At 62.0% G+C, this 21,528-nt stretch carries 20 protein-coding genes and 1 tRNA gene; 5 read left to right on the top strand and 16 right to left on the bottom strand.

What is annotated here, in order from left to right; genetic code table 11:
• Window positions 1–20: 20 nt before the first annotated feature.
• Window positions 21–299 carry a hypothetical protein gene (locus EQV97_RS01585; protein WP_346769708.1) on the bottom strand — a complete coding sequence of 93 codons (279 nt, stop codon included), beginning with the start codon at window positions 297–299 and terminating at the stop codon, window positions 21–23.
• 177 nt (window positions 300–476) lie between these two features.
• Between EQV97_RS01585 and EQV97_RS01580 the strand changes: the two genes are divergently transcribed.
• The gene (locus EQV97_RS01580) at window positions 477–1,853 is read left to right on the top strand and encodes a pyridoxal-phosphate dependent enzyme (protein ID WP_240888240.1); all 1,377 of its coding nucleotides are present in this window, start codon (window positions 477–479) and stop codon (window positions 1,851–1,853) included.
• Window positions 1,850–3,040 (top strand): PLP-dependent aspartate aminotransferase family protein, encoded by a 1,191-nt coding sequence (locus tag EQV97_RS01575; protein WP_240888239.1) that lies wholly within the window; start codon window positions 1,850–1,852, stop codon window positions 3,038–3,040. Before EQV97_RS01580 ends, EQV97_RS01575 begins: the two co-directional genes overlap by 4 nt.
• A 133-nt stretch (window positions 3,041–3,173) precedes the next feature.
• Here EQV97_RS01575 and EQV97_RS01570 read toward each other — a convergent pair.
• The 4 genes from EQV97_RS01570 to EQV97_RS01555 all read right to left on the bottom strand — a co-directional run bounded on the left by EQV97_RS01570 (window position 3,174) and on the right by EQV97_RS01555 (window position 7,135).
• A tRNA-Gln gene (locus tag EQV97_RS01570) sits at window positions 3,174–3,248 on the bottom strand.
• 249 nt (window positions 3,249–3,497) lie between these two features.
• A complete protein-coding gene (locus tag EQV97_RS01565) occupies window positions 3,498–3,878 on the bottom strand; it encodes a RidA family protein (protein ID WP_225570978.1) in 381 nt (126 codons plus the stop codon).
• A gap of 117 nt (window positions 3,879–3,995) precedes the next feature.
• Window positions 3,996–6,365 (bottom strand): TonB-dependent siderophore receptor, encoded by a 2,370-nt coding sequence (locus tag EQV97_RS01560; RefSeq protein ID WP_240888238.1) that lies wholly within the window; start codon window positions 6,363–6,365, stop codon window positions 3,996–3,998.
• Window positions 6,366–6,655: 290 nt separating this feature from the next.
• Window positions 6,656–7,135 (bottom strand): VOC family protein, encoded by a 480-nt coding sequence (locus EQV97_RS01555; protein WP_122840315.1) that lies wholly within the window; start codon window positions 7,133–7,135, stop codon window positions 6,656–6,658.
• Window positions 7,136–7,242: 107 nt separating this feature from the next.
• Here EQV97_RS01555 and EQV97_RS01550 point away from each other — a divergent pair, with 107 nt between their 5' ends.
• Window positions 7,243–7,923 carry a class I SAM-dependent methyltransferase gene (locus EQV97_RS01550; RefSeq protein ID WP_240888237.1) on the top strand — a complete coding sequence of 227 codons (681 nt, stop codon included), beginning with the start codon at window positions 7,243–7,245 and terminating at the stop codon, window positions 7,921–7,923.
• A 25-nt stretch (window positions 7,924–7,948) separates the two neighbouring features.
• Here EQV97_RS01550 and EQV97_RS01545 read toward each other — a convergent pair whose 3' ends face one another.
• From EQV97_RS01545 to EQV97_RS01525, 5 genes are all read right to left on the bottom strand, one after another.
• Complete coding sequence (locus EQV97_RS01545) at window positions 7,949–8,449, bottom strand: signal peptidase II (RefSeq protein ID WP_240888236.1); 501 nt, start codon at window positions 8,447–8,449, stop codon at window positions 7,949–7,951.
• A 169-nt stretch (window positions 8,450–8,618) separates the two neighbouring features.
• On the bottom strand, window positions 8,619–9,416 hold the full coding sequence (locus tag EQV97_RS01540; RefSeq protein WP_240888235.1) for a transporter substrate-binding domain-containing protein: 798 nt from the start codon (window positions 9,414–9,416) through the stop codon (window positions 8,619–8,621).
• Between the two features lie 45 nt (window positions 9,417–9,461).
• Entirely contained in the window at window positions 9,462–10,631 is a 1,170-nt protein-coding gene (locus EQV97_RS01535) for an FAD-binding oxidoreductase (protein WP_122840312.1), read from the bottom strand.
• 4 nt (window positions 10,632–10,635) lie between these two features.
• The gene (locus tag EQV97_RS01530; RefSeq protein ID WP_122840311.1) at window positions 10,636–12,282 is read right to left on the bottom strand and encodes an FAD-dependent oxidoreductase; all 1,647 of its coding nucleotides are present in this window, start codon (window positions 12,280–12,282) and stop codon (window positions 10,636–10,638) included.
• Window positions 12,283–12,317: 35 nt separating this feature from the next.
• Window positions 12,318–13,664: an FAD-binding oxidoreductase gene (locus EQV97_RS01525; protein ID WP_240888234.1), complete on the bottom strand. Its 1,347-nt coding sequence runs from the start codon at window positions 13,662–13,664 to the stop codon at window positions 12,318–12,320.
• A gap of 127 nt (window positions 13,665–13,791) precedes the next feature.
• Here EQV97_RS01525 and EQV97_RS01520 point away from each other — a divergent pair, with 127 nt between their 5' ends.
• A complete protein-coding gene (locus EQV97_RS01520; RefSeq protein ID WP_240888233.1) occupies window positions 13,792–14,682 on the top strand; it encodes a LysR substrate-binding domain-containing protein in 891 nt (296 codons plus the stop codon).
• 41 nt (window positions 14,683–14,723) lie between these two features.
• On the opposite strand, the gene EQV97_RS01515 is transcribed toward EQV97_RS01520, so the two are convergent.
• The 5 genes from EQV97_RS01515 to EQV97_RS01495 form a co-directional block, all read right to left on the bottom strand.
• A complete protein-coding gene (locus EQV97_RS01515; RefSeq protein ID WP_122840372.1) occupies window positions 14,724–15,182 on the bottom strand; it encodes a MarR family transcriptional regulator in 459 nt (152 codons plus the stop codon).
• A 154-nt stretch (window positions 15,183–15,336) separates the two neighbouring features.
• Entirely contained in the window at window positions 15,337–15,768 is a 432-nt protein-coding gene (locus EQV97_RS01510; protein ID WP_205892212.1) for an Ohr family peroxiredoxin, read from the bottom strand.
• Between the two features lie 321 nt (window positions 15,769–16,089).
• A complete protein-coding gene (locus tag EQV97_RS01505) occupies window positions 16,090–17,322 on the bottom strand; it encodes a nucleoside permease (RefSeq protein WP_240888232.1) in 1,233 nt (410 codons plus the stop codon).
• 56 nt (window positions 17,323–17,378) lie between these two features.
• Window positions 17,379–18,476, bottom strand: a complete 1,098-nt coding sequence (locus EQV97_RS01500) for a sugar phosphate isomerase/epimerase (RefSeq protein ID WP_240888231.1) — start codon at window positions 18,474–18,476, stop codon at window positions 17,379–17,381.
• Complete coding sequence (locus EQV97_RS01495; protein WP_240888665.1) at window positions 18,473–19,612, bottom strand: Gfo/Idh/MocA family oxidoreductase; 1,140 nt, start codon at window positions 19,610–19,612, stop codon at window positions 18,473–18,475. The genes EQV97_RS01500 and EQV97_RS01495 overlap by 4 nt, the downstream gene beginning before the upstream one ends.
• Before the next feature lie 200 nt (window positions 19,613–19,812).
• On the opposite strand from EQV97_RS01495, the gene EQV97_RS01490 reads away from it, so the two are divergent.
• Window positions 19,813–20,817, top strand: a complete 1,005-nt coding sequence (locus EQV97_RS01490) for a LacI family DNA-binding transcriptional regulator (RefSeq protein WP_240888230.1) — start codon at window positions 19,813–19,815, stop codon at window positions 20,815–20,817.
• 3 nt (window positions 20,818–20,820) lie between these two features.
• On the opposite strand, the gene EQV97_RS01485 is transcribed toward EQV97_RS01490, so the two are convergent.
• Entirely contained in the window at window positions 20,821–21,249 is a 429-nt protein-coding gene (locus tag EQV97_RS01485; protein WP_225570836.1) for a GNAT family N-acetyltransferase, read from the bottom strand.
• Window positions 21,250–21,528: the final 279 nt, after the last annotated feature.

Raw genomic sequence — 21,528 nt, 5'->3', positions numbered from 1 at the left:
GCTGACAGCGGTCCGCTTCCTCACTGATTCGCCGCGTCGAGACCCGAATCCGGAACATTGAGAAAGGCATTCCACAGCTCATAAGCGTCGTGGTGCCTTTGGGTCGCTTCATCCCACGCAGGCCCGGAAACGCATCGAGCAGATACCAGCAGCATCATGCCCATCGTTGCCGCGTCCAGTTCGATCAGGAGCGCGTGCGATTGTATTCTGAAGTCTTCGACCGATGTCATTGATTGAACCCCGGGCGGATAGCACCGCCATTGCAGAGCAAAGCCCTGTGGAACATCGAGTGCGGGCATCGTGCAAGATTCAACCGGCCTGACCGCCGGTACCCTGCATGCCAGCGCGGCTATTGCCACAACCCGTCCGTGCGCCCCGTGGTTGCCAACCACGCCATCCCGACCTATGGTCCTTTCCATACCTATCGCGATCCACTCACTGACCCTCCATTGCCAATAAACGAGCGAGGTGATGACATGCCAAGCGACTCACGCCCTGCCGTGCTCGAACTGATCGGTAACACGCCCCTGGTGCGTGTCAGCCGATTCGACACCGGCCCCTGCACCCTGTTTCTCAAACTCGAATCCCAGAACCCCGGCGGCTCGATCAAGGACCGCATCGGCCTGGCCATGATCGACGCGGCCGAGCGTGACGGGCGCCTCAGGCCCGGCGGCACGATCGTCGAAGCGACTGCCGGCAACACCGGGCTCGGCCTGGCACTGGTAGGCCGCGCCAAAGGCTACCGGGTGGTACTGGTGGTGCCGGACAAGATGTCTACCGAGAAGGTCCTGCACCTCAAGGCCATGGGCGCCGAGGTGCACATCACCCGTTCCGATGTCGGCAAGGGCCATCCGGAGTACTACCAGGACGTGGCCGCACGCCTGGCCAAGGACATTCCCGACGCGTTCTTCGCCGATCAATTCAACAATCCGGCCAATCCCCTGGCCCATGAATGCAGCACCGCGCCGGAAATCTGGGCGCAAACCCAGCACGACCTGGACGCCATCGTCGTCGGCGTTGGTTCGGCCGGCACCCTGACCGGCCTGACCCGCTTTTTCAAACGGGTGCAACCGGACCTGGAAATGGTCCTGGCCGACCCCGCAGGCTCGGTCATGGCCGAATACAGCCGCAGCGGCACGCTCGGCACGCCCGGGTCGTGGGCCGTGGAAGGCATTGGCGAAGACTTCATCCCCTCCATTTGCGACCTGTCCAGCGTGCGCAAGGCCTACTCGATCAGCGACGAGGAAAGCTTCGATCACGCGCGCCAACTGCTGCGGGTCGAAGGCATTCTCGGCGGATCGTCCACCGGCACCCTGCTCGCTGCCGCACTGCGTTACTGCCGCGAACAAACCCAGCCCAAGCGCGTGGTCAGTTTCGTCTGCGACACCGGCACCCGCTACCTGTCCAAGGTCTACAACGACCAGTGGATGAATGATCAGGGCCTGCTTCAGTACAAACGCTACGGCGACCTGCGCGACCTGATCGCGCGGCGTTTCGAAGACGGCCGGGTGATCAGCGTGGGCCCGGACGATACGTTGCTCACCGCCTTCCAGCGCATGCGCCTGGCCGATGTCTCACAACTGCCGGTGCTGGTGAACGGCAAGCAACTGGTGGGCGTCATCGACGAATCCGACATCCTGTTCGGCATGCAGGAGGACCCCTCGCACTTTCGCCTCAGCGTCGCCAGCGCCATGACCGACAAAGTCCAGACCCTCGCACCCGCTGCCAGCCTGGCGGAACTGCAAGCCGAGCTCGACCGCGGGCTGGTGGCGATCATCGCCGACGCCTCGGGCTTCCACGGCCTGATCACCCGCTTCGACCTGCTCAACCACCTACGGAGATCCCTTGCATGAGCCAGCATGACGAAAACGCCCCGGCCCAAGCCTTCGCCACTCGCGTGATTCACGCGGGGCAGACGCCGGACCCATCCACCGGGGCGTTGATGCCGCCGATCTATGCCAACTCCACTTACCTGCAACAGAGCCCCGGCGTGCACAAGGGCCTGGATTACGGCCGTTCCCACAATCCGACGCGCTTTGCCCTGGAGCGTTGCGTCGCAGACCTCGAAGGTGGCACCCAGGCATTCGCCTTCGCCTCGGGGCTGGCGACCATCTCCACGGTGCTCGAACTGCTCGACGCCAACGCCCACATCGTTTCCGGCAATGACCTGTACGGCGGCACCTTCCGCCTGTTCGACAAGGTTCGCAAACGCAGCGCCGGGCACCGCTTCAGCTTCGTCGACCTGACCGACCTGGCCGCCTTCGAAACAGCCCTGCAGGACGACACGCGGATGGTTATGGTCGAGACGCCGACCAACCCGCTGCTGAGCCTGACCGACCTCACCGCGATTGCCCGCATCTGCCGCGCGCGAGGCGTCATCTGCGTGGCCGACAACACTTTCGCCAGTCCGTGGATCCAGCGCCCGCTGGAACTGGGCTTCGACATCGTGCTGCACTCGACCACCAAATACCTCAACGGCCACTCGGACGTCATCGGCGGCATCGCCGTGGTCGGCCAGAACCCTGAACTTGCCGAGCGCCTGGGCTTCCTGCAAAACGCCGTCGGCGCCATTGCCGGCCCGTTCGACGCGTTCCTCACCCTGCGCGGCATAAAAACCCTGGCCCTGCGCATGGAGCGCCACTGCAGCAACGCACTGGACCTGGCGCAGTGGCTGGAACACCAACCGCAAGTCGCCCGCGTCTACTACCCCGGCCTGCCTTCACATCCCCAGCACGAGCTGGCCAAACGCCAAATGCGCGGCTTCGGCGGCATGATCTCCATCGACCTTAACACCGACCTGGCCGGCGCCAGGCGCTTCCTGGAGAACGTTCACATCTTCGCCCTGGCCGAGAGCCTGGGCGGTGTAGAAAGCCTGATCGAACACCCGGCCATCATGACCCACGCCACCATCCCGCCCGAAACCCGGGCACAACTGGGCATCGGCGATGGGCTGGTGCGCTTGTCGGTGGGGGTTGAGGACGTGGAGGATCTGCGTGCGGATCTGGCTCAGGCGTTGCAGAGGATCGACAACCCAATATAGAAGCTAGCTTGCTCGCGATGTGAGCAAGAGCGATGTGGAAATTCAGGTACGCAGCGCCAGCGTTAACGCCCATCGCGAGCAAGCTCTTACAGTCGATGGGTGCGTCTGTGCAGTGGAATATGAATCAGAAAAATGGCAGGGGCGGCTGGATTCGAACCAACGCATGGCAGGATCAAAACCTGCTGCCTTACCGCTTGGCGACGCCCCTGTATCGATCGCGACGAGTGCTGGGCACTGTCTTTTTTGATGGTGAAGCGGGTGAGCAACGGCGGGCGTTGCTACGTTCGCTGCCAGTCCGCTGAGGCCCTGTGCAGGAATGGGCGCAAATTTACCAACTTCTGCGCCATGTTGGAAGCATAAAGTGGAAATAATTTTGTTTTAAAACAGCTGCTTATCGTATTCGCAGGTTTGCACCGGCGACCTGGCTCATTTGACCAGGCCGCCGGACCGATCGGATTCAGCCCTTGGCCGCCATCGCCGTGACTTCCACGCGCATCCCTTCCACCGCCAGCGAGGCCACGCCGACAGCGGCGCGTACGGGCCATGGCTTGGCGAAAAAGCGCTTGTAGACTTCGTTGAAGGCGGCGCGATCGGCCATGTCGGTGAGGTAGATGGTCAGGTGCAGGACGCGATCCATCGAACTGCCGGCGCGCTCCAGCGCAACCTTGAGTGCCTGCAGGGTGCATTCGCTCTGGCGGGTGATGTCACCCAGCTCCAGACTGCCATCGGCGTGGGTCGGGATCTGCGTGGAAACCAGCAGACCGCCGAAACCGGCCACATCGGAGGAGATGGAATCGGCGTCAGGATCAGGGACGAAGGTGATGTCTTGGTTGGCCATGGGGGTCTCTTTCATGAAGTGATCGGCTGGGGTACGCCTTGAGCGGGCATAGTCTACAGCGGCTGCGCTGTGGTGTGGATGGTTGACGCGGTCGCTCCCACGGGAGACTACGAACGATTAAAGCGTCCACTTCAACGAGAACATCACATTGCGCGGGTCGCCATATGTGCCGCTGCCACTGGCCGTAGGGATACCCTGCCAGTACTTCTCGTCGAACACGTTGTTGAGATTCACCCGCGCATCCCAATGCTCATCCAGGCGATAACCCGCCATCAACCCGAACACCCCGTACGCATCCTGCTCCGCATGACCGGTACCGACCCGGCCGTAGGTCGCGCTCTGTGCAAGTACATCAGCACCAATGCGCATTTTTTCCAGGTTGCCGGTCAAGTGGTAAGTGGTCGCTGCCTTGAACAGGTGCTTGGGCTGACCCGGTGCAAACAACTCGCCTTTCTGATACGTGCGGTCCTTCACGTACTGGCTCAGGACCAGGGTGTAGGCCGCAGACGCCTGCCAGTTCTGCGTCAACGCGCCGCTGATTTCGGTGTCGATACCGCGACTGCGCACTTCACCCGCCGCTTCGTAGCAGGTGCGATTGGTCGCGCGGCAGCTGTCCGGTTGATCCGGGATGGCGTAGGCGCGGTTTTCCTGGGTCATGTCGAACAGTGCCACCGACGCATTCAGCCCACCGTCGAAGTACTCGCCCTTGATGCCGATCTCGTAGCTCTCGCCGGTCATCGGATCCAGCACAGCCCCGGCCACGTCTTGCTGGGTCTGCGGCTTGAAGATTTCGGTGTAGCTGGCATAGACCGAGTAAGTGTCGTTCAGGTCATAGATGATGCCCGCGTACGGGGTGACTTCCTGGGTGACCTTGTAGTCGCCGGGTCCCGAGCGATTGTCGTAGTCGTACCAGCTCAGGCGGCTGCCGAGAATCACATGCAGCGGGTCGATCGGGTTGAAGCGGGCCGCCGCGTAGACGCCCTCCTCGGTCGCGGTGTTTTGGCTCGCGTACGGCGTGCGATCCCCGGCATCCGGCTTGGGAATCACGCCCGGATCGAAGTTGTAGATATCCACGGGAGTGCCGGCGCTCCAGAAGCCGCCTTTCTGGTCAAACTTCTCCTGGCGACGGCTCGCGCCGACGGTCAACTCGTGCTCACGTCCGAACAGTTTGAACGGACCGGACAGCGAGCCGTCAAGGTTGGTCTGCACGTCCGTGGTGTCGTACTGGCCCGAAGCCTGGGTGAAGCCACCGCCTCGGGCAGCGCTGAGGTAGCTGGAGAACGTATGAGACTCCGCCCAGATCCTTGCCATGGCCAGCCTGGAAGTCCAGCCATTGTCAAAGTGCGTGGTCAGGTCGGTGAACAGGGTGACGTTGTCCCGGTCCCAATAGGCCCAGTCGTTGCTCAGGAAGGTCGACCGTGGCAGGTGCAGGTCCTCGCCATTCGGCCCCGCCGGCAGGCTGCCCCAGTCGGAGGTGGCATCGTCACGCTGCTTGGACGCGCCAATGGTGAAGGTGGTCGAGTCGCTGAGGTCGGCTTCGAGGACGCCGTAGAAAGTCTGGCGCTGCTTGTCGCGAACGTCGATGTAACTGTTGCCGTCTTCATAGGCGGCCACTACACGACCGCGCAGCGTCCCGGCCTCGTTCAACTTGTTGGAGGCGTCCACTTCAGTGCGATAGCGATCCCAGCTGCCGGCGCTGGTGGTGATGCTCACCTGCGGAGTCGCGGTGGGCCGCTTGCGCACCAGGTTCAGGGTTGCCGAAGGGCTGCCAGCGCCGGTCATCAGGCCGGTCGCACCGCGCACTACTTCGACCCGGTCGTACATCGCCAGGTCGGCGCCACTGATGGTGTCCAGGGTGAAAGTGCTGAGGCTGGTCGGCAGGCCGTCGTACATCAGGTTGTCGACGGTGAACCCGCGGGCGAGGAACTGCTGGCGATCGCCGCCGAACTTGCGCAAGGTGATGCCCGGCGCGTACTTGACCACGTCATTGAGGTTGTTCATGCCCTGGTCGTCCATGCGCTGGCGTGTGATCACGCTGACCGATTGCGGCGTCTGGCGGATCGACAACGGCAGGCCGGTGGCCGTGCTCATGGCCCCGGTGGTATAGGAGCCGCTGCCCTCGGTGGTGGCGGTGCCGGCAATGCCACCGACCGCGTCGATGTTGACCGCGCCCAGATTCACTGTGCCGGCGTCGGGCTGATACACCGAAGCCGAATTACCCTGCACCGAAGCGCTCAGGCCGCTGCCTGCCAGCAGTTGGTTCAACGCTTGTGCGGGTTCCAGATTGCCCTTCAATGCGGGTGCCTGTTTACCAGCGACCGACTGGGTATCGAAGCTCATCCGAAGACCACTGGCCTGCCCCAACTGGGTCAACGAAGTCGACAGTGGCTGGGCCGGCAGATTCAGGTTGACCGGTGTTGCCAGAACGGCAGTTGAAAGACCCAGAGCCAAGGCACCGGTCAACGTGGGCATAAAAGGACGAAGCATCTCTTGAATCCTGTTCAGGGAATGGAGACGTATCGGCTTTGCTGGGCAGCAAACTCGCATTGAAGGGCGATCGGCATATGGCAAAGAGCTACGACTGCGCGGGATAGTAGCGAATAGATCGCATTTGTAAATAGCAATGATTCACAGATACGTATACGTCTTGTTACATTTATCGCCCTGAAAATCGCCCACAGTCCAGCCCTGCGCGGCTTGCGCCAGAGCGCACAGGGAGGACAGAACAGGAAAAAAATTACGGGAAAAGTAGAACAATTCTGGCAACAGCGGACAGATCAGCCCTTAAGTGCCGCTTCGATCCCGGCAACGTCGATCTTGCCCATTTGCATCATCGCTTCAAATGCGCGCTTGGCTGCTGCCGGATCAGGGTCAGTGATCGCGGCCGTGAGGATGCGCGGCGTGATCTGCCACGACAGCCCCCACTTGTCCCTGCACCAGCCGCATACGCTTTCTTCGCCGCCATTACCGACGATGGCATTCCACAGGCGATCGGTTTCCGCCTGGTCGTCGGTGGCCACCTGGAACGAAAACGCCTCGGTGTGCTTGAACGCATCGCCGCCATTCAACCCCAGGCACGGGATGCCCATCACGGTGAACTCCACGGTCAGCACATCGCCTTGTTTGCCCGACGGGTAATCGCCAGGCGCATGGTGGACGGCAACCACGGCACTGTCCGGGAATGTCTGGGCGTAGAAGGTGGCGGCGTCCAGCGCGGTGCCGTTATACCAGAGACAAATCGTGTTCTTGCTGATCATCATGGCTCTCCAGAAGAAGGTTCTCCAACAAAGGATTAGCCGATTGAGTCTAGCAGCGCGGAGTCATGGCCTATCCTTCCACTCAATTGATCACTGCGAGTAGCGTCATGACCACCCCTGAGTCCGCCCTGCTGCAAAGCTGGCACCACAACGCCCGCGCCTGGATCGACGCTGTCCGCAGTGGCTCGATCGAAAGCCGCCGCCAGGTCACCGACCAGGCCATTTTATTGGCAATCATGGGCCGCCAGCCTGAGCGATTGCTGGACCTGGGCTGTGGCGAAGGCTGGTTACTGCGGGTGCTGGCTGAACGCGGGATCACTGCAGTTGGAGTGGACGGCGATACGACACTGGTCGAGGCCGCGCGGACGGCGGGCAGCCCACAGGTCTACCTGGCGAGCTATGAAACCCTGGTCGATGCGAAGGTCGACATCGGCCGCGACTACGACCTGATCGGCGCCAACTTTGCCCTGCTGCATCAGGACATCATCCCGCTGCTCAGCGCCATGAACGCCCTGCTCGCCCCTGGCGGCGCGCTGGTGATCCAGACGCTGCATCCCTGGGCTGCGGCGGCAGGCGACTATCAGGATGGCTGGCGATCAGAAACCTTCGCCGGGTTTGCCGGGCACTGGCAACCCATGCCCTGGTACCTGCGCACCTTGTCCAGCTGGTTCAACGCGCTGGACATGGCGGGCTTTCAACTGGTGGGCCTGCAAGAGCCGCAGCACCCGCAAAGTCCGGTGCCGCAGTCGTTGCTGATGGTGGCTGAACAGCGTCTCCCGGGCGTTTAAATGGACAGGCGGACCAGCGCGCCGGTCAATTGACCCCGCGTTGGGTCCTGAACTCACTGACGATTAACACCGCCGCCCCGGCCATGATCGCGATATCGGCAATATTGAACACGCCGGTATGCACCGACCCAAGATTGAGGATCAGATAGTCGACCACATGCCCTTCACGAAACACCCGGTCGATCAGGTTGGAGGCGCCGCCCAGGGCAATGACATAAAGCGCCGCGGCCTTGCGTGGCGATTGCGTCCAATGGCGGAAGGCCCACCAGATGGCCCAGCACACCACTGCGCCTACGCCCAGGATGAAAATCAGCTGCTTGATGCCCGGTGCCAGCCCCGCGCCCAGGCTCAGGAATGCGCCAGGATTCAGGCTCAGCGCGACGTCAAGCCAGGCAACGCTGCTGCCAAACCTGAAGCTGTCCATTTGCAGAGAATGCAGTGCCAGAAGCTTCACCAACTGGTCAACGGCAATGAAGACAATGCCGGTCAGCACTGCAAACAACCGGATTCTTGCGATTTGTTCCATGAACGATCCTTTTTCATCACCGCCAATTTAATGCCTGGAACTGCCTGGTGTTAGCGGCGGCAAGATAACGCAGCTCAATCGTCGGGTCTAGCGGCATTGCCACCCTCCACGACCGCCCGGCGCAAGGGCTTTGCTCAAGGTCGTTCATGTTGTTCTTTGCCAGTGCAACTCATTGTGGCCACAGATCGACCGGAAAATATTTCTGCGAGATTTGCGTGTACTTACCCGACTCATGCAATTGCGTGAGTGCCTGGTCGATGCGCTCCTTTAGCGCGGTATCGCTTTTGCGCAGCCCGGCGCCGACGCCCAGGCCGTACAGCAAGGGGTCCATTTTCACGCTGCCGGTGCCTTTCTCTTCATATGCCGCGCCATCTGCGGAGCTCAGAAAAGCAATATCGCCGAGCTTGTCGAGAAACATGACGTCAATACGCCCGGCCAGCAGGTCCGCGTTGCAATCATCCTGGGTGGCATAGATGCGAATCTCGGAGTCCTTGCCGTAGGCGCTGCGGATGAACTCGGCGTTGGTGGTGGAACCCTGCACGCCGATGGACTTGCCGGCCAGGCCTTGTGGGGTCAGCGTCAGCCGGGTGTCCTTGGCCGCGACGAAAATCCCTGTGGTTTCGTAGTACGGACGGGAAAAGGCAATCACCTTCTGCCGTTCCGGGCTGATGCCCATGGAGTTGAACAACACGTCGAACTTGTTGGCGAGCAACGCCGGAATGATGCCGTCCCACGCCACCTCCTTGATCTCGCACTCGGCTTTCATCTGCTCGCACAGTGCCCGGATCAGGTCGGGTTCAAAGCCGGTGAATTGCCCGGTGGGCGTCTTCACCAGGAATGGCGGGTAAGGCTCGGCGGCCACACCAAAGCGCAGCTTGTCCTCGGCTGCACTGGCGGGAGCCGCGAAGGAGCATAACGTCATGCCGACGGCAGCCAACAACGTCAAATTGCGCAGCATTGATTTCATGGTCAGTCCTTTTTTCTCAGGAAAATGGTTCGATAGCACGGCTGGCTACACCCCGGGTGACGGCAATGGCAGCCAGCCCTGGATGTTTTGCCAGTCCGCTTCGAGGGCGGCAAAACGTGACAGCGAGAAGCTCGAGATGTCGGCAAAACTGCAACGCCCGTCGACCACCAGATCGCGAATCGCATGACCGCTCGCCGGCGACAGGCCGAACCCGACCCCCGACATGGTGGCCACCGTCACATTATCCAGCGCGGCGGGCCGGTCGATCACCGGGCGCCCGTCGGGGGTATTTTCGATGAACCCGGCCCAACTGCGGATCACCCGCTTGTGCGCCACTTTGGGAAACAGTTCGGCGAGCCGTCGGGCAATATTGCATTGCAGCGGAGTCGACTGCGCACGGTTGCGGCTGACGTCGCGCAGGTCGACCCACTCATGCGGCCCGCCGCCATACGCCAGGTTGCCGCGCAGGGTCTGACGACCGTACAGGCCATTGCCATCCACCCCGCCCACCTCCAGTAGCGGCAGCGGCTCGGTAACGATCATCTCGGCGCGGGCAGTCACCAACGGAATCTCGACGCCGAGCTGAGCGGCCAGTTCACCGGTATGCGGGCCTGCGGCGATCACCAACTGGTCGCACGAAATCAGCCCCTGGGCAGTGCGCACGCCGGTGACACGGTTACCCTGACGCTCGATGGAAAGAACCGGCGAGTGCTCGAGCAAACGGCCACCCAGATTCTTCAGTGCCCAGGCATAGGCCTGCAAGGTGCGATGCGGATTGGCGTGGCCGCCAAAATGGTAGTAGTAGCCGGCCAATACGTTGTCGCCGGCAATGGGCACCACGTCACGCACCTGTTGGGGGTCGAGCCGGTCGACGCGCAACCCGTACCAGGCGGCTTCGTCGACAACCTTTTCATCGATCGAGACCTGATGCTCGGTCAGATCGATACTGATGCGATCCGGACGATATTCGGTGGGATAACCGAGCAGTTCGTCCATCAGTGGCCACAGCCGTTGCTCTTCGACGAACAGCGGACTGTGGTGGTGGGAACAGCCGCCGCCATTACGGCCCGAGGCGCCCCAACCGATCAGGCCCGCTTCAAGTACCAGCACGTCAACCCCATCGCGGGCCAGCCACCAGGCGGCACTCAGGCCTGTCACTCCTGCGCCGACGACGATCACGGATGCACGGTTGGACGATTTCTTCACTGCGCGCATGGTGTCAGCCCTCCACAGGTGGCGTATGGGTGGTGCCCGTCGGGCGCCGGGCCACTGTTTGTTGCCCGGTGCACAGCCAGAACGGCGTCCACTGGGACGGCATGTCGAACCAGGCATCCCAATGACCGAGCATCTGCGGCGTTTCCTCGACCTGACCCATCTGTCGCATCGACAGCGGCCGCACGGGCGGGCGAAAAGAGGCCAGTGCGATACCGTCGACACTCAAGCCGGCACCGATCCCCAGCAAGGTCGCCACCTGTTCGCGGCAGCGCCGCCCCTGGCACGGGCCCATGCAGGCGCGGGTCAGGCGCTTGGTCACGTCCGGATTCGGCAGCGACGAAGTCATCGCACTCTGCACGGCAGCATCGGCCGGTATCCATTGCAGATAGCGCGGCGGTTGCTGGCCTACAATTTCACTGGCTGTGACCTCTTCGCACAGGCATACGTAAGGCTCATTGCGGGCATGCACAGTGGATGCGCGGACCCACGCAGCACGAATTGCGGCGACATCGAAGACGGGGCCGTCCGGCAATGGCGCGGGCTCGGGCGAAGGTGTGACTACGCCCAGGGCCGCCAGCGCGGTATGCGCAGCCACCCGGCCTTCATGCCTTGCGATGGCATCGTCGAGGCTTTTCGCCGTCCAGGTTCCAGCACAGTCCCCGGCCACCAGGATAAACGGCAACGACGAGCGCTGCGCCCGATCAATGTCGGGGACATGCCCGCCGCGTCCGGCCTGGAAGGAGGTGCGGCAGCCGGCTGCTTCGACCAGTTCGATCGCCGCAATAGCGGCCACGCCGAGCAGTACCGTGTCACATTCAAACTCTGTTGCAACCCCGGGCAGTGGACGCCCCGCCCCATCGATCGCAACAGCAGTGATCCCCTGCACGCCGCGCGCATCTGCGCGCGCCTCGCCAATCACATGCCCGCTCAACACCTGGGCGCCTTGTGCCACCAGCAGGTCGAGTAGCGCAGGGTCAGCGCTGACCCGGTCAGCCTGCTCCACGATGGCCACGATCTGCACACCCTTGGCGATCAGCGCATGGGCCGAGACCAGCGCCTGGGTGTCGCTGCCGAGCAACACTGCACGTTTGCACTCCAGCGCGTCATAGACAGTGGCCAGCCGATGCGCAGCGCTGACCCCCATTACGCCGGGGTGATGCCAGCCGTCAAACGCCAGGCCCATGTCCCGTCGTCCGGCGGCGACTATCACTTGCCTGAAGCGCAGCAGACTGGCGTTGTCTCCGTCGGCCAGGCCGGCAATCGAGCCTTCGATCCAGGCGGTGGTGCGCTGTTGCGGGAACAACCCCCACACCGCTGTGCCCAGTCGCACATCGACCCCGGCGTCGAGCGCCTCGGCGATCTGCGGACGCGCATCAAGCAGGGTCTGCAGCACGCTATTGCGATTGGCGACTGCGGCGCCCATACGGCCACCGAAATGCAGCGGCACTTCTTCTCCCATGGTCTCCAAAGGCAATGGATTTTCGTCTACCAGCGTCACGCGCAGGCCATGCCCGGCCGCAGCCAGGGCGGCAGCGAGCCCTGCGGGCCCCGCGCCAACGATGAGGATATCGGTCTCGTCGCGGACCGGCGGAGCCTTGCCGGCCACCGAAGCGGGATCGTAATAGGTGTCTGGATCGAGAGGTTTTGTCATCGTTGTACCCTCGCAAGGACGTGCACAGTAATTGACTAGAACAGCGAAGAAGGCGGCTTGACATCGCCCTCGGCAAATCGCGACAGGCGCAGCTGGCGCATGTCCAGGCCCGGATTGCCCGAGTCGATCCAGTCCGCCAGGATCTTGCCGACGATGGGCCCCATGGCAAACCCGTGGCCGCAGAAGCCGGTGGCCACTGCCAGGCCGCGGGGCGAGGTGTGCGCGTCGATCACCGGAATACCGTCCGGCAACACATCGATGCCACCGGCCCAGCGATCAACGATCTGCGTATTCACCTGATCGGGAAACGCCGCCTTGAGCGCGCGCATCGCGCTTCCCAGGCCCTTTTCATTGGGCTGCAGCAATGGATTGCGCTGGTGAATCCCGACGCCCAGCCGCGATGCCTCGGACCACGGCATGCGCTGGTGCAGATCGCTCAGGCAGGCGCCGTTGAGGTTGAAGCGAAACGATTTGCGGTGTGCCCACAGCGAAGGCGCATACCAATGCAATGCCCGCAGATGGCCAAGCGTCATGTCGACGTCGACATGAGCGTCGTCAGCCACGTTGAAGCTGCCGTCCAGCCGCTGGCGGAAGCCCACACCGTTGGCAATCGTGGAGATACCGCTCAGGGTCGGCCCGGCGTTGGTACGCGCCACCGTGCCCCGTACCAATTGCTGCGGCAGGGAAATACCCAGCATTTTCAGCAGTCGAAAAGTGCTGGCACCGGCCGCGCACACCACGGTTTTCGCCTTGACGTAGCCACGCTCGGTTTCCACTCCCACCACCTGGCCGGCAGCGACGTCGATGCCTTTGGCACCGCACTGTTCAATGATCTGCGCGCCGAGTTCCCGGGCGCGCACTGCGAAGGCGCGGGCCACACGTGTAGGTTCGGCCTGACCATCGCTGGCGGTATACAGACCGCCAAGCTGCGGCATCGCGTAACCCGGCAGTTTCTGTTGCACCTCCCGAGGCGAAAGCATCACCGTATCGACCGAGAAACTGCGCGCCACTGACAGCCAGGAGGCATAGCCCTCGCGCTCGACCTCGTTGCCAGCGACGAACAGGCAGCCGTCATTGCGCCAGCCCAGGTCGGTCTGCAGGTCGTGCTCCAGCGAACGCCAAAGCCCGATACTGGCCTGCATCAACGGCACTTCGGCTTCGTCACGGGACTGCTGGCGAACGAATCCCCAGGCCCGCGAAGATTGCTGCCCGGCAATGATGCTTTTATCAATCAGCAGAACCCTGGCCCCCGCTTTGCTAAGGTAGTACGCACAGGCACACCCCATCAGGCCGCCGCCGATGATCGCCACGTCGACTGAATCCGGCAGGCGCTGGTCCTGGGGCGCCGAGCGGCTATCGAATGCCATTGCTGGAGTGTTCATGAGGGCCACCGTTCGCTGGAAAAAAGACGCGTAGCGCCGCGTCGTTGTTTCAATCAAGAATGTGCCCCGTACTGGCGAAATAACAGTGATGTATCTGCATTAATCCCATGTGAGGAGCGCATAGAACATGAGCCGCCAACTGCCATCCATCGAGCTTCTGCAGGCCTTCCTGACGGTGGCGAAGACCGGCAATTTCGGCAAGGCTGGCGAGCAGCTCAACCTCAGTCAGAGCGCGGTAAGCCGCCAGGTTGCGCAACTGGAGGCACGCCTGGACAGCCGCCTGTTCGAACGCCACACCCGCAGGATCGTCCTCACCGCCGAGGGCCGCTCGCTGGTGCCGGTGGCCGAACAGGTCATCGGCCTGCTCTGCGATGCCTCGCACATGCTCGCCACCGTCGGCCGTAGTGTCAGCCTGCGTGCTCACCCGACCATGGCAGCGCGTTGGCTGATCCCGCGGCTCACGAGGTTTTATGGTATGCACCCGCAAGTCACCGTGAGCGTGGATACGGTGTATCACCGCTTCCCCGACTTCGCGTTCGAATCCATCGACGCCATGGTCGCCTACGGCACCGCCACCTGGCCGGACTTCGAAGCGTTGCAATTGTGGGAAGAAGAACTGATCCCTGTGTGCTCCCCGGCCTTGCTCGCCGGGACCACTGCGCAAGAACTGCTCAAGAATGCGCGGCTGGTAGACTCGAGCATGGACCGTCTGGATTGGCGGCGCTGGGCTGAGTACTACCCGGACTCAACCGGCACCGATAACGCCCATTTGACCTTTGATACGCTGGAGTCGGCCATCGTCGCGGTGAAATGCGGCCAGGGCATTGCGCTGGTTGATGCGGTGCTGACCGATGACGAGTTGCGCAGTGGGCAGTTGGTGCGAGTGCATTCGGGCCGCATCGTGACCGGGGGGCGGTACACGCTGGTATATCCGCGGCGGGTCAAGCATTCGAGTGGGTTTTCGGAGTTTCTGGCGTGGTTGGGGCAGGAAGCGGGTCTCGACGTTGCCCGCACCTGAGATCCGCTGGCGAATCAGCGATTGCGACCGACCCTTGCAACTCAGTCACGATCCTTCGTTGTGCGGATCAGGTTGTTCCGCAGCTTCACTATCGCTTTCTGCATGTTCACGAAATCCTCCGGATCAAGCCCCGTCTGCGGGAAGCCATCTTTCGACAGCCCTTCACGCAACTTGCGGCCTTCACTGGTCAGATTGATGCGCACCTGGCGTTCATCTTCCGGATCGCGTTGACGGCGCAGATAACCCATGGCTTCGAGCTTCTTCAGGATGGGGGTCAGCGTATTGGATTCCAGAAACAGTTTCTCGCCAAGGCTGCCAACGGTCTGGTTATCCTCCTCCCACAGCGCAACAAGCGTGATGTATTGCGTGTAGGTCAGCCCCAGCCGTTCAAGCATTGGCTTGTAGGCTTTACCGAAGGCCAGGTTGGAGGAATACACGGCAAAGCACAGGAAGTCGGAAAGCTTCAGATCAAGGGCGGCGGTCTTTTCATCGGATTTCATCAGCATTCTCGGTGGTCAGCGACGGAAGGGCACATGCCTGGACTATACATCGCATGCGATGGTGTCGGTAGTGCTCCCCTCCTCCCAGGTCTGAGCGCAATGCGCCAACACCGGCCCGCCAGAATCGATCCTGGCGAGCCGGCGTTGCGGTGGGTTACTCAGTGCGCACGTTGATAGCGACCTCAATGTTGCCGCGGGTGGCCTTGGAGTACGGGCAGATGGCATCGGCGTTATGCGCCAGTTCGGTGGCCACCTCGTGCGTCAAACCGGGTACCCGCAGGGTCAGTCGGGCTTGCAGGAAGTAGGCTGCGCCGGTCTGGCCCAAGTCCACTTCGAGGTCGACGGCCGTATCGGCCGGCAGGGTTACTTTCATTTGCTGGGCGGCCAGGCCTACCGCTGCGATGTAGCAGGCCGACCAGGCGCCGGCGAACAGTTGCTCGGCCTTCGGGTGCGGCTGGACGCCGGTGAACACGTGCTCAGGGGTGGCGTTCGTGGGGGACGACAATTCGATGTCGAGGTTGCCCTTGTTACCGTTGTAGGTGGTGTGGGTTTTGCCGGTGACCAGCACTTTTTCGATCTTGCTCATGATTGAATCCTCAGGACTTTATGTATTTGTACGATTTAATCGCATGCGGTGTATATGACAGAGCTTAAACGGCGGTTCCGATGATCCAGTTATTGCCGTTGTGGCCACGAACAGCAGGGTGAGTGCAGATGGGGCAGTAGCAGGTTCTTTTCGTGTTCATGACCGAGTCTCCAGCGATTGGGTTATTTTCAATCGCTTTCGACTTGGTCGCATGCGATGTAGTTATATTCACGTAAAGCCCCATTGTTGTCAAAGCCTATTTTAAACATCGACGACGAGCGGTCGGCGCGCAACTTTGGCTGCGCGCACTCCACTTGCGAGTTACACCGTTGACTGCAGGGCCTTGGCCGGACGCCCTTTGAAGGCCAGGCCGAAGCAAAAGAATATCGCCAGCGCAAACCCGGCCGGAAACAGCCAGATGCTCGTCCAGTCATGGCCGCCCGTCAGCGCAAAGTGATCCGTCACCTGCCCCGCCACCCAGAAGCCAATCAACATGCCCACACCGTAAGTGGCCAGCGTGATCAGCCCCTGGGCCGAACTCCTGTAACGCTCGGGGGCCTTGGCGTCGGTGTAGATCTGTCCGGAGACGAAGAAGAAGTCGTAGCAGATGCCGTGCAACGCAATGCCGGTGAACAGCATGAACGCCAGGTCGCCGTTGTTGCCGTAGGCGAACAACAGGTAACGCAGCGCCCAGGCGAGCATGCCCACCAGCAGGGCGATCTTGATGCCGAAGCGCTGGATGAACAGCGGCAGGAGCAGCATGAACAACACCTCGGAGACTTGTCCGATGGCCATCTTGGCCGTCGGGTTGGTCACGCCGATTTCGGCCAGGAACGGATTGGCGTTCTGGTAATAAAACGCCAGCGGAATGCAGATCAGGATCGAAGCAATGAAGAACACCAGGTAACTGCGATCCTTCAACAGGCCCAGGGCATCCAGGCCGAGCATCTGCTTGATGCCGCCCTTGCCCGCCTCCGGCTTGAGGGGCGCGGTGCGCGGCAAGGTGAAGCTGTAGAGCCCGAGCACCAGCGAGGCAATCGCCGACATCAGGAAGGTGTTGCGCAGCCCACCCGTGGCGATCATTTCCCGGGAATCCCAGGCAAATACAAAGCTGATCACCAGGCCCGCGACAATCCAGCCGACAGTCCCCCACACGCGGATGCGCGAAAACTCCATGGCCGGGTCGCGCATCTGGCGAAACGCAACCGAGTTCACCAGGGCCAGGGTCGGCATGTAGATGATCATGTAGGCCAGCACGAACGGATAGAACGCGCTGAAGTCCGGGGCCCGGTAAAGTTGATACAGCAGAACCGCGCCCACCAGGTGCAGGACGGCAAGAATGCGCTCGGCATTGAAGTAGCGGTCGGCGATCAGCCCGATCACGAAGGGGGCAATGATCGCACCCCAGGATTGGGTCGAGAACGCCATGCCCACCTGCCCGCCACTGGCGCCCAGGTTGCTGGCGAGGAAGGTGCCGAGGGTGACGAACCAGCCGCCCCAGATAAAAAATTGCAGGAACATCATGGCGCTCAGGCGCGCGTTCATCTTGGTCATAACTGTCAGAATCCTATTGTTGTTTTTGTTGGCGCGCACAGCGAACAGCGGTGTGATTAGGCGTCCGGCAACCCGAGTAATCGGCGATTGGAGCCCGCGTCAGACTGCACACTGGCGAAGTCGTCAAAGGCCTTCTGCGTCCTGGTAATCATCTGCCGCTCGATGAATGCCGCGCCTTCGGCTGCGCCCTGGGCTGCGTCCTTCAGGCAGCACTCCCACTCGAGCACGGCCCAGCCGCTGAAGTTGTATTGGGTCAACTTGCTGAAGATCTGCTTGAAGTCGATCTGACCGTCACCCAGGGATCGGAACCGCCCCGGGCGCTCGACCCAGCCTTGATAGCCGCCGTACACGCCCGATCGGGCATCCGGGCGGAACTCGGCGTCCTTGACGTGGAACATGCGAATGCGCTCGTGATAGCGGTCGATGAAACCCAGGTAGTCCATCTGCTGCAGTAACAGGTGGCTTGGGTCGTACAGGATGGCGGCTCGGGGATGGTGATCAACCGCGTCGAGAAACCGCTCGAAAGAGGCGCCATCGTGCAGGTCTTCGCCTGGGTGAATTTCGTAGCACAGGTCCACACCGGCTTGCTCGAAGCAATCCAGGATCGGCAACCAGCGCCGTGCCAGCTCTTCAAAACCCTGCTCAACCAACCCGCTCGGCCGTTGCGGCCATGGGTAGATAAACGGCCATAGCAAGGCACCGGAAAACGTGGCGTGGGCCTTCAAGCCCAACCGTTGGCTGGCCCGCGCTGCCAGCTTCAATTGCTCGATGGCCCACTCGGTGCGAGCCTGGGGCTGGCCGCGCAGGTGCGTGGGGGCGAAGTCGTCGAACAGGCTGTCGAACGCCGGATGCACGGCGACCAACTGCCCCTGCAAGTGCGTCGACAACTCACTGATCTCGACGCCCGCTTGTGCGCACACAGCGATCAGTTCGTCGCAGTAATCCTGGCTTTCGGCGGCGCGCGCCAGGTCGATGAACTGGGTGCCCAGGGTCGGCAACTGAATCGCCTTGTAGCCTTGGGACGCCGACCAGCGGGCGATATTGGCCAAGGTGTCGAAAGGTGCTTCGGCGGCCATGAATTGCGCGAGGAAAATCCCCGGGCCGCGCATGCCGGTTTGCGAAGGATTGTTCACAGGCAGGTTCTCCAGGTTCATTCAGGGCAGACCAGTGCGGTCCATTTGCTGTCGCCGCGGTGATTGGCCACCGCGGCTTCAATGAAGGCCATGCCACGCAAGCCGACGTCGACACCCGGTACTCCGGGGGCCGCATTGCCTTCGCCTGGGTTGCGAATCGCCCAGGCAAAATCGCCGTAGAGGTTGGCCATCGCCTCCAGATAGCCCTCGGGATGCCCGGCCGGCAGGCGCATGCGCCGGCTCGCGTCAGCGCACAACCAGGGTTGACCGACGCCGGATCGCAGCACCCGCATGGGTTGATCCAGGGCGCGATGGATCAGGCTCGACGGTTCCTCCTGGCGCCACTCCAGGCCGCCCCTGTCGCCGTAGACGCGGATCTTCAGCGGATTCTCCTCGCCCGCGCAGACCTGGCTGGCAATCAACACCCCGCTGGCACCGTCGGCCATCTTAAGCAGCATCGCAGCATCGTCATCCAGTTGCCGGCTGGCCACGTGGGTATTCAACATCGCGCACAGGTGACTGACCGGTTGGTCTGCAACGAATTCGGCGAGGGAAAAGGCATGAGTACCGATATCGCCGATGCAACCGCCCAACCCGGACTGCTCAGGCTGATCGCGCCAGGTGGCCTGCTTGTTACCCTGGCCCGCGACATCCTCGCTCAACCAGCCCTGGGGGTACTCGACCAGCACTTTTCGAAGGGTGCCGATCACCCCGTCGCGCACCATCTGCCGGGCCTGCCAGACCATCGGATAACCCAGGTACGTGTGGGCCAGGCCATAAAGACGATCGCCCGATTGCAGCACCTGTTTGAGCGCCAGCAACTCGGCCAGGCTCAATGCCGCCGGTTTCTCGCTGAACACATGAAACCCAGCCTTCAGCGCTTCACTGGCAATCGGCGCATGCAGGTGGTTGGGGGTGACGATGATCAGCAATTCCATGCGCTGATCGGCGGGCAACCCGCGCTCGACCTCAAGCATCTGCTGCCAGTCGGTGTAGCAGCGGGAACCTGGCAGGCCCAGAGCAGCGCCGGTGTCCTGATTGTTGCGGGCGTCGCGACTGAACGCACCGCACACCAGTTCAAAACAACCGTCGAGTCCGGCGGCCTGGCGGTGAGCCCGGCCAATGAACGCGCCCTGCCCGCCACCGACGAAGCCCATTCTTATTTTTGCCCGTGCATCGTTCATCGCAACGCTTCTCTGCAGGTATTGAATTTGAGTGATGTAACCGGTTACATCGCTGCCGAAATTTAGGCGCTGGCAGGCGAAGTGTCAAACCCCTGAATCAATTCCAGGAAAATTTCAGACCACGGCCCACCTGCGCTAAGCTCGCCGCTGCACAGTTCGATAAAGAGGTGGTCTTGTCCAATATCCGCGAAGTAGCCAGGCTGGCCGGGGTTTCCGTTGCCACGGTGTCCAGGACCCTGCGGTCGCCTGAGCGGGTGCTCCCCGACACCCGCGACAAGGTCAACGCCGCCGTGGAACAAGCCGGTTACCGACCCAACCTGATGGCCGTGCAGTTTCGCTCCCGGCGCACCGGCAACCTGGTGATCCTGGTGCCCACCATCGCCAACAGCTTTTTCGCCAAGGTCATCAGCGGTGCGCAACAGGCCGCCCAGCTCGCTGGCTACCGGCTGTTGCTGTGCGATACCCAGGGCCGCGAGGCCATCGAGCGCGAGTTTGCCGAGCTGGTGTACGCCCACCAGGCCGACGGCGTGATCCAGTTGCGCGCCTATGACCCTTTTGCAGCGCCCTTCCCCGGCGCCGCACTGCCGCCGATCGTCAATGCGTGCGAGGTGATCCACAACGGTCGTCACCCCAGCATCAGCCTCGACAATCGAGCGGCGGCCAAGGCCATGACCGAGCACCTGATCGAGCTGGGTCACCGCCGCATCGGCCTGATCAAGGGCCCGAAAAGCAGCCCGCTGACCCGCGATCGGGTCGCCGGGTATCAGGATGCATTAAACCAGGCCGGCATCGAGGCCGACCCCGCGCTTGTCTGCCATGGTGATTTCAGCCTCAAGGCCGGTGATGACGGAGCCGCAGCCATGCTGGCACTGCCCGACCGCCCCACAGCGCTGTTTTGCGAGAACGATGAAATGGCCATCGGCGCATTAAAACGCATCAGGCAATCGGGCCTGCGGGTCCCCGAGGACATTTCCCTGGTGGGCTTTGACGACATCCCGTTTGCGGCGTATTGCGATCCACCGCTGACGACCATCTCGCAGCCGGCCGCAGCCTTCGGCCAGCGCGCCGTCGAGATGCTGATTGCGCTGATCGAGAAAAAACCGCTGGCCGAACGGCACGTGGTGTTGCCGTTTGAGTTGACCTTGCGCGAGAGCACTGCGCGGGTTCGACAACACTGACCCTCAGCGCCACTCCATATGGGTGGTTTGCCACTGCGGGTCGGGGTCCACGGCGATCACCCGAAAATCACGCTTGCGCCAGAAGTCGATGGCACCCGGCAGGAAGGGATGCGTGTGCAGGTAGATCACCTCGACCCCGGCCTGCACCGCCAATGCCTTCAACGCACTGTACAGCTGGCTGGCCAGCCCCGAACGGCGCAACCCTGGCTGCACGAACAGCCGCACCACTTCCACCACCTTGAGGCCGCGGTACTCGAGTTGTTGAAAACGGTGGTCGTAGGGCAGATAACCAATGGAGGCGACGATCCGGCCTTCATCACGGACCAGCAGAAACTGCCCCCCGCCCTTGAGATAAACCTCTTCGAAATTCAACAGGTCCGCAGGAGTGCCGGTACCACTGAGCTTTGGGAACAGCTCGGCGCGAGCCTGCATGAGGAAGGTTTCGAGCTCGGGAATGTCGGCCCGGGTGGCGGGCTCAATGTTGGCTTGTAGATGCGTGGTCAACTTATGCGCCTTGTCTTAATGCCCATCTTGAGTGCCGGGGTACGTTAGATTTCGGATAGGAAATCAATGGGAAACCACACTGATCCACCGGATGGATCTAGCGCCCGGCAAGTCGGCGGCAGATACCGAATGCCGGCTACAACGAACCAGTGGGAAGCAACTTTTCGGAACGAAAAACGGCGAAAACCGAAAATCTTGAGCGAACTA

It is taken from the genome of Pseudomonas sp. TMW22090 (genome assembly GCF_022496665.1).
GTDB lineage: Bacteria > Pseudomonadota > Gammaproteobacteria > Pseudomonadales > Pseudomonadaceae > Aquipseudomonas > Aquipseudomonas gregormendelii.
Note: the sequence above shows the minus strand (reverse complement) of the source record. Positions and strands in the feature narration are given on the sequence as shown.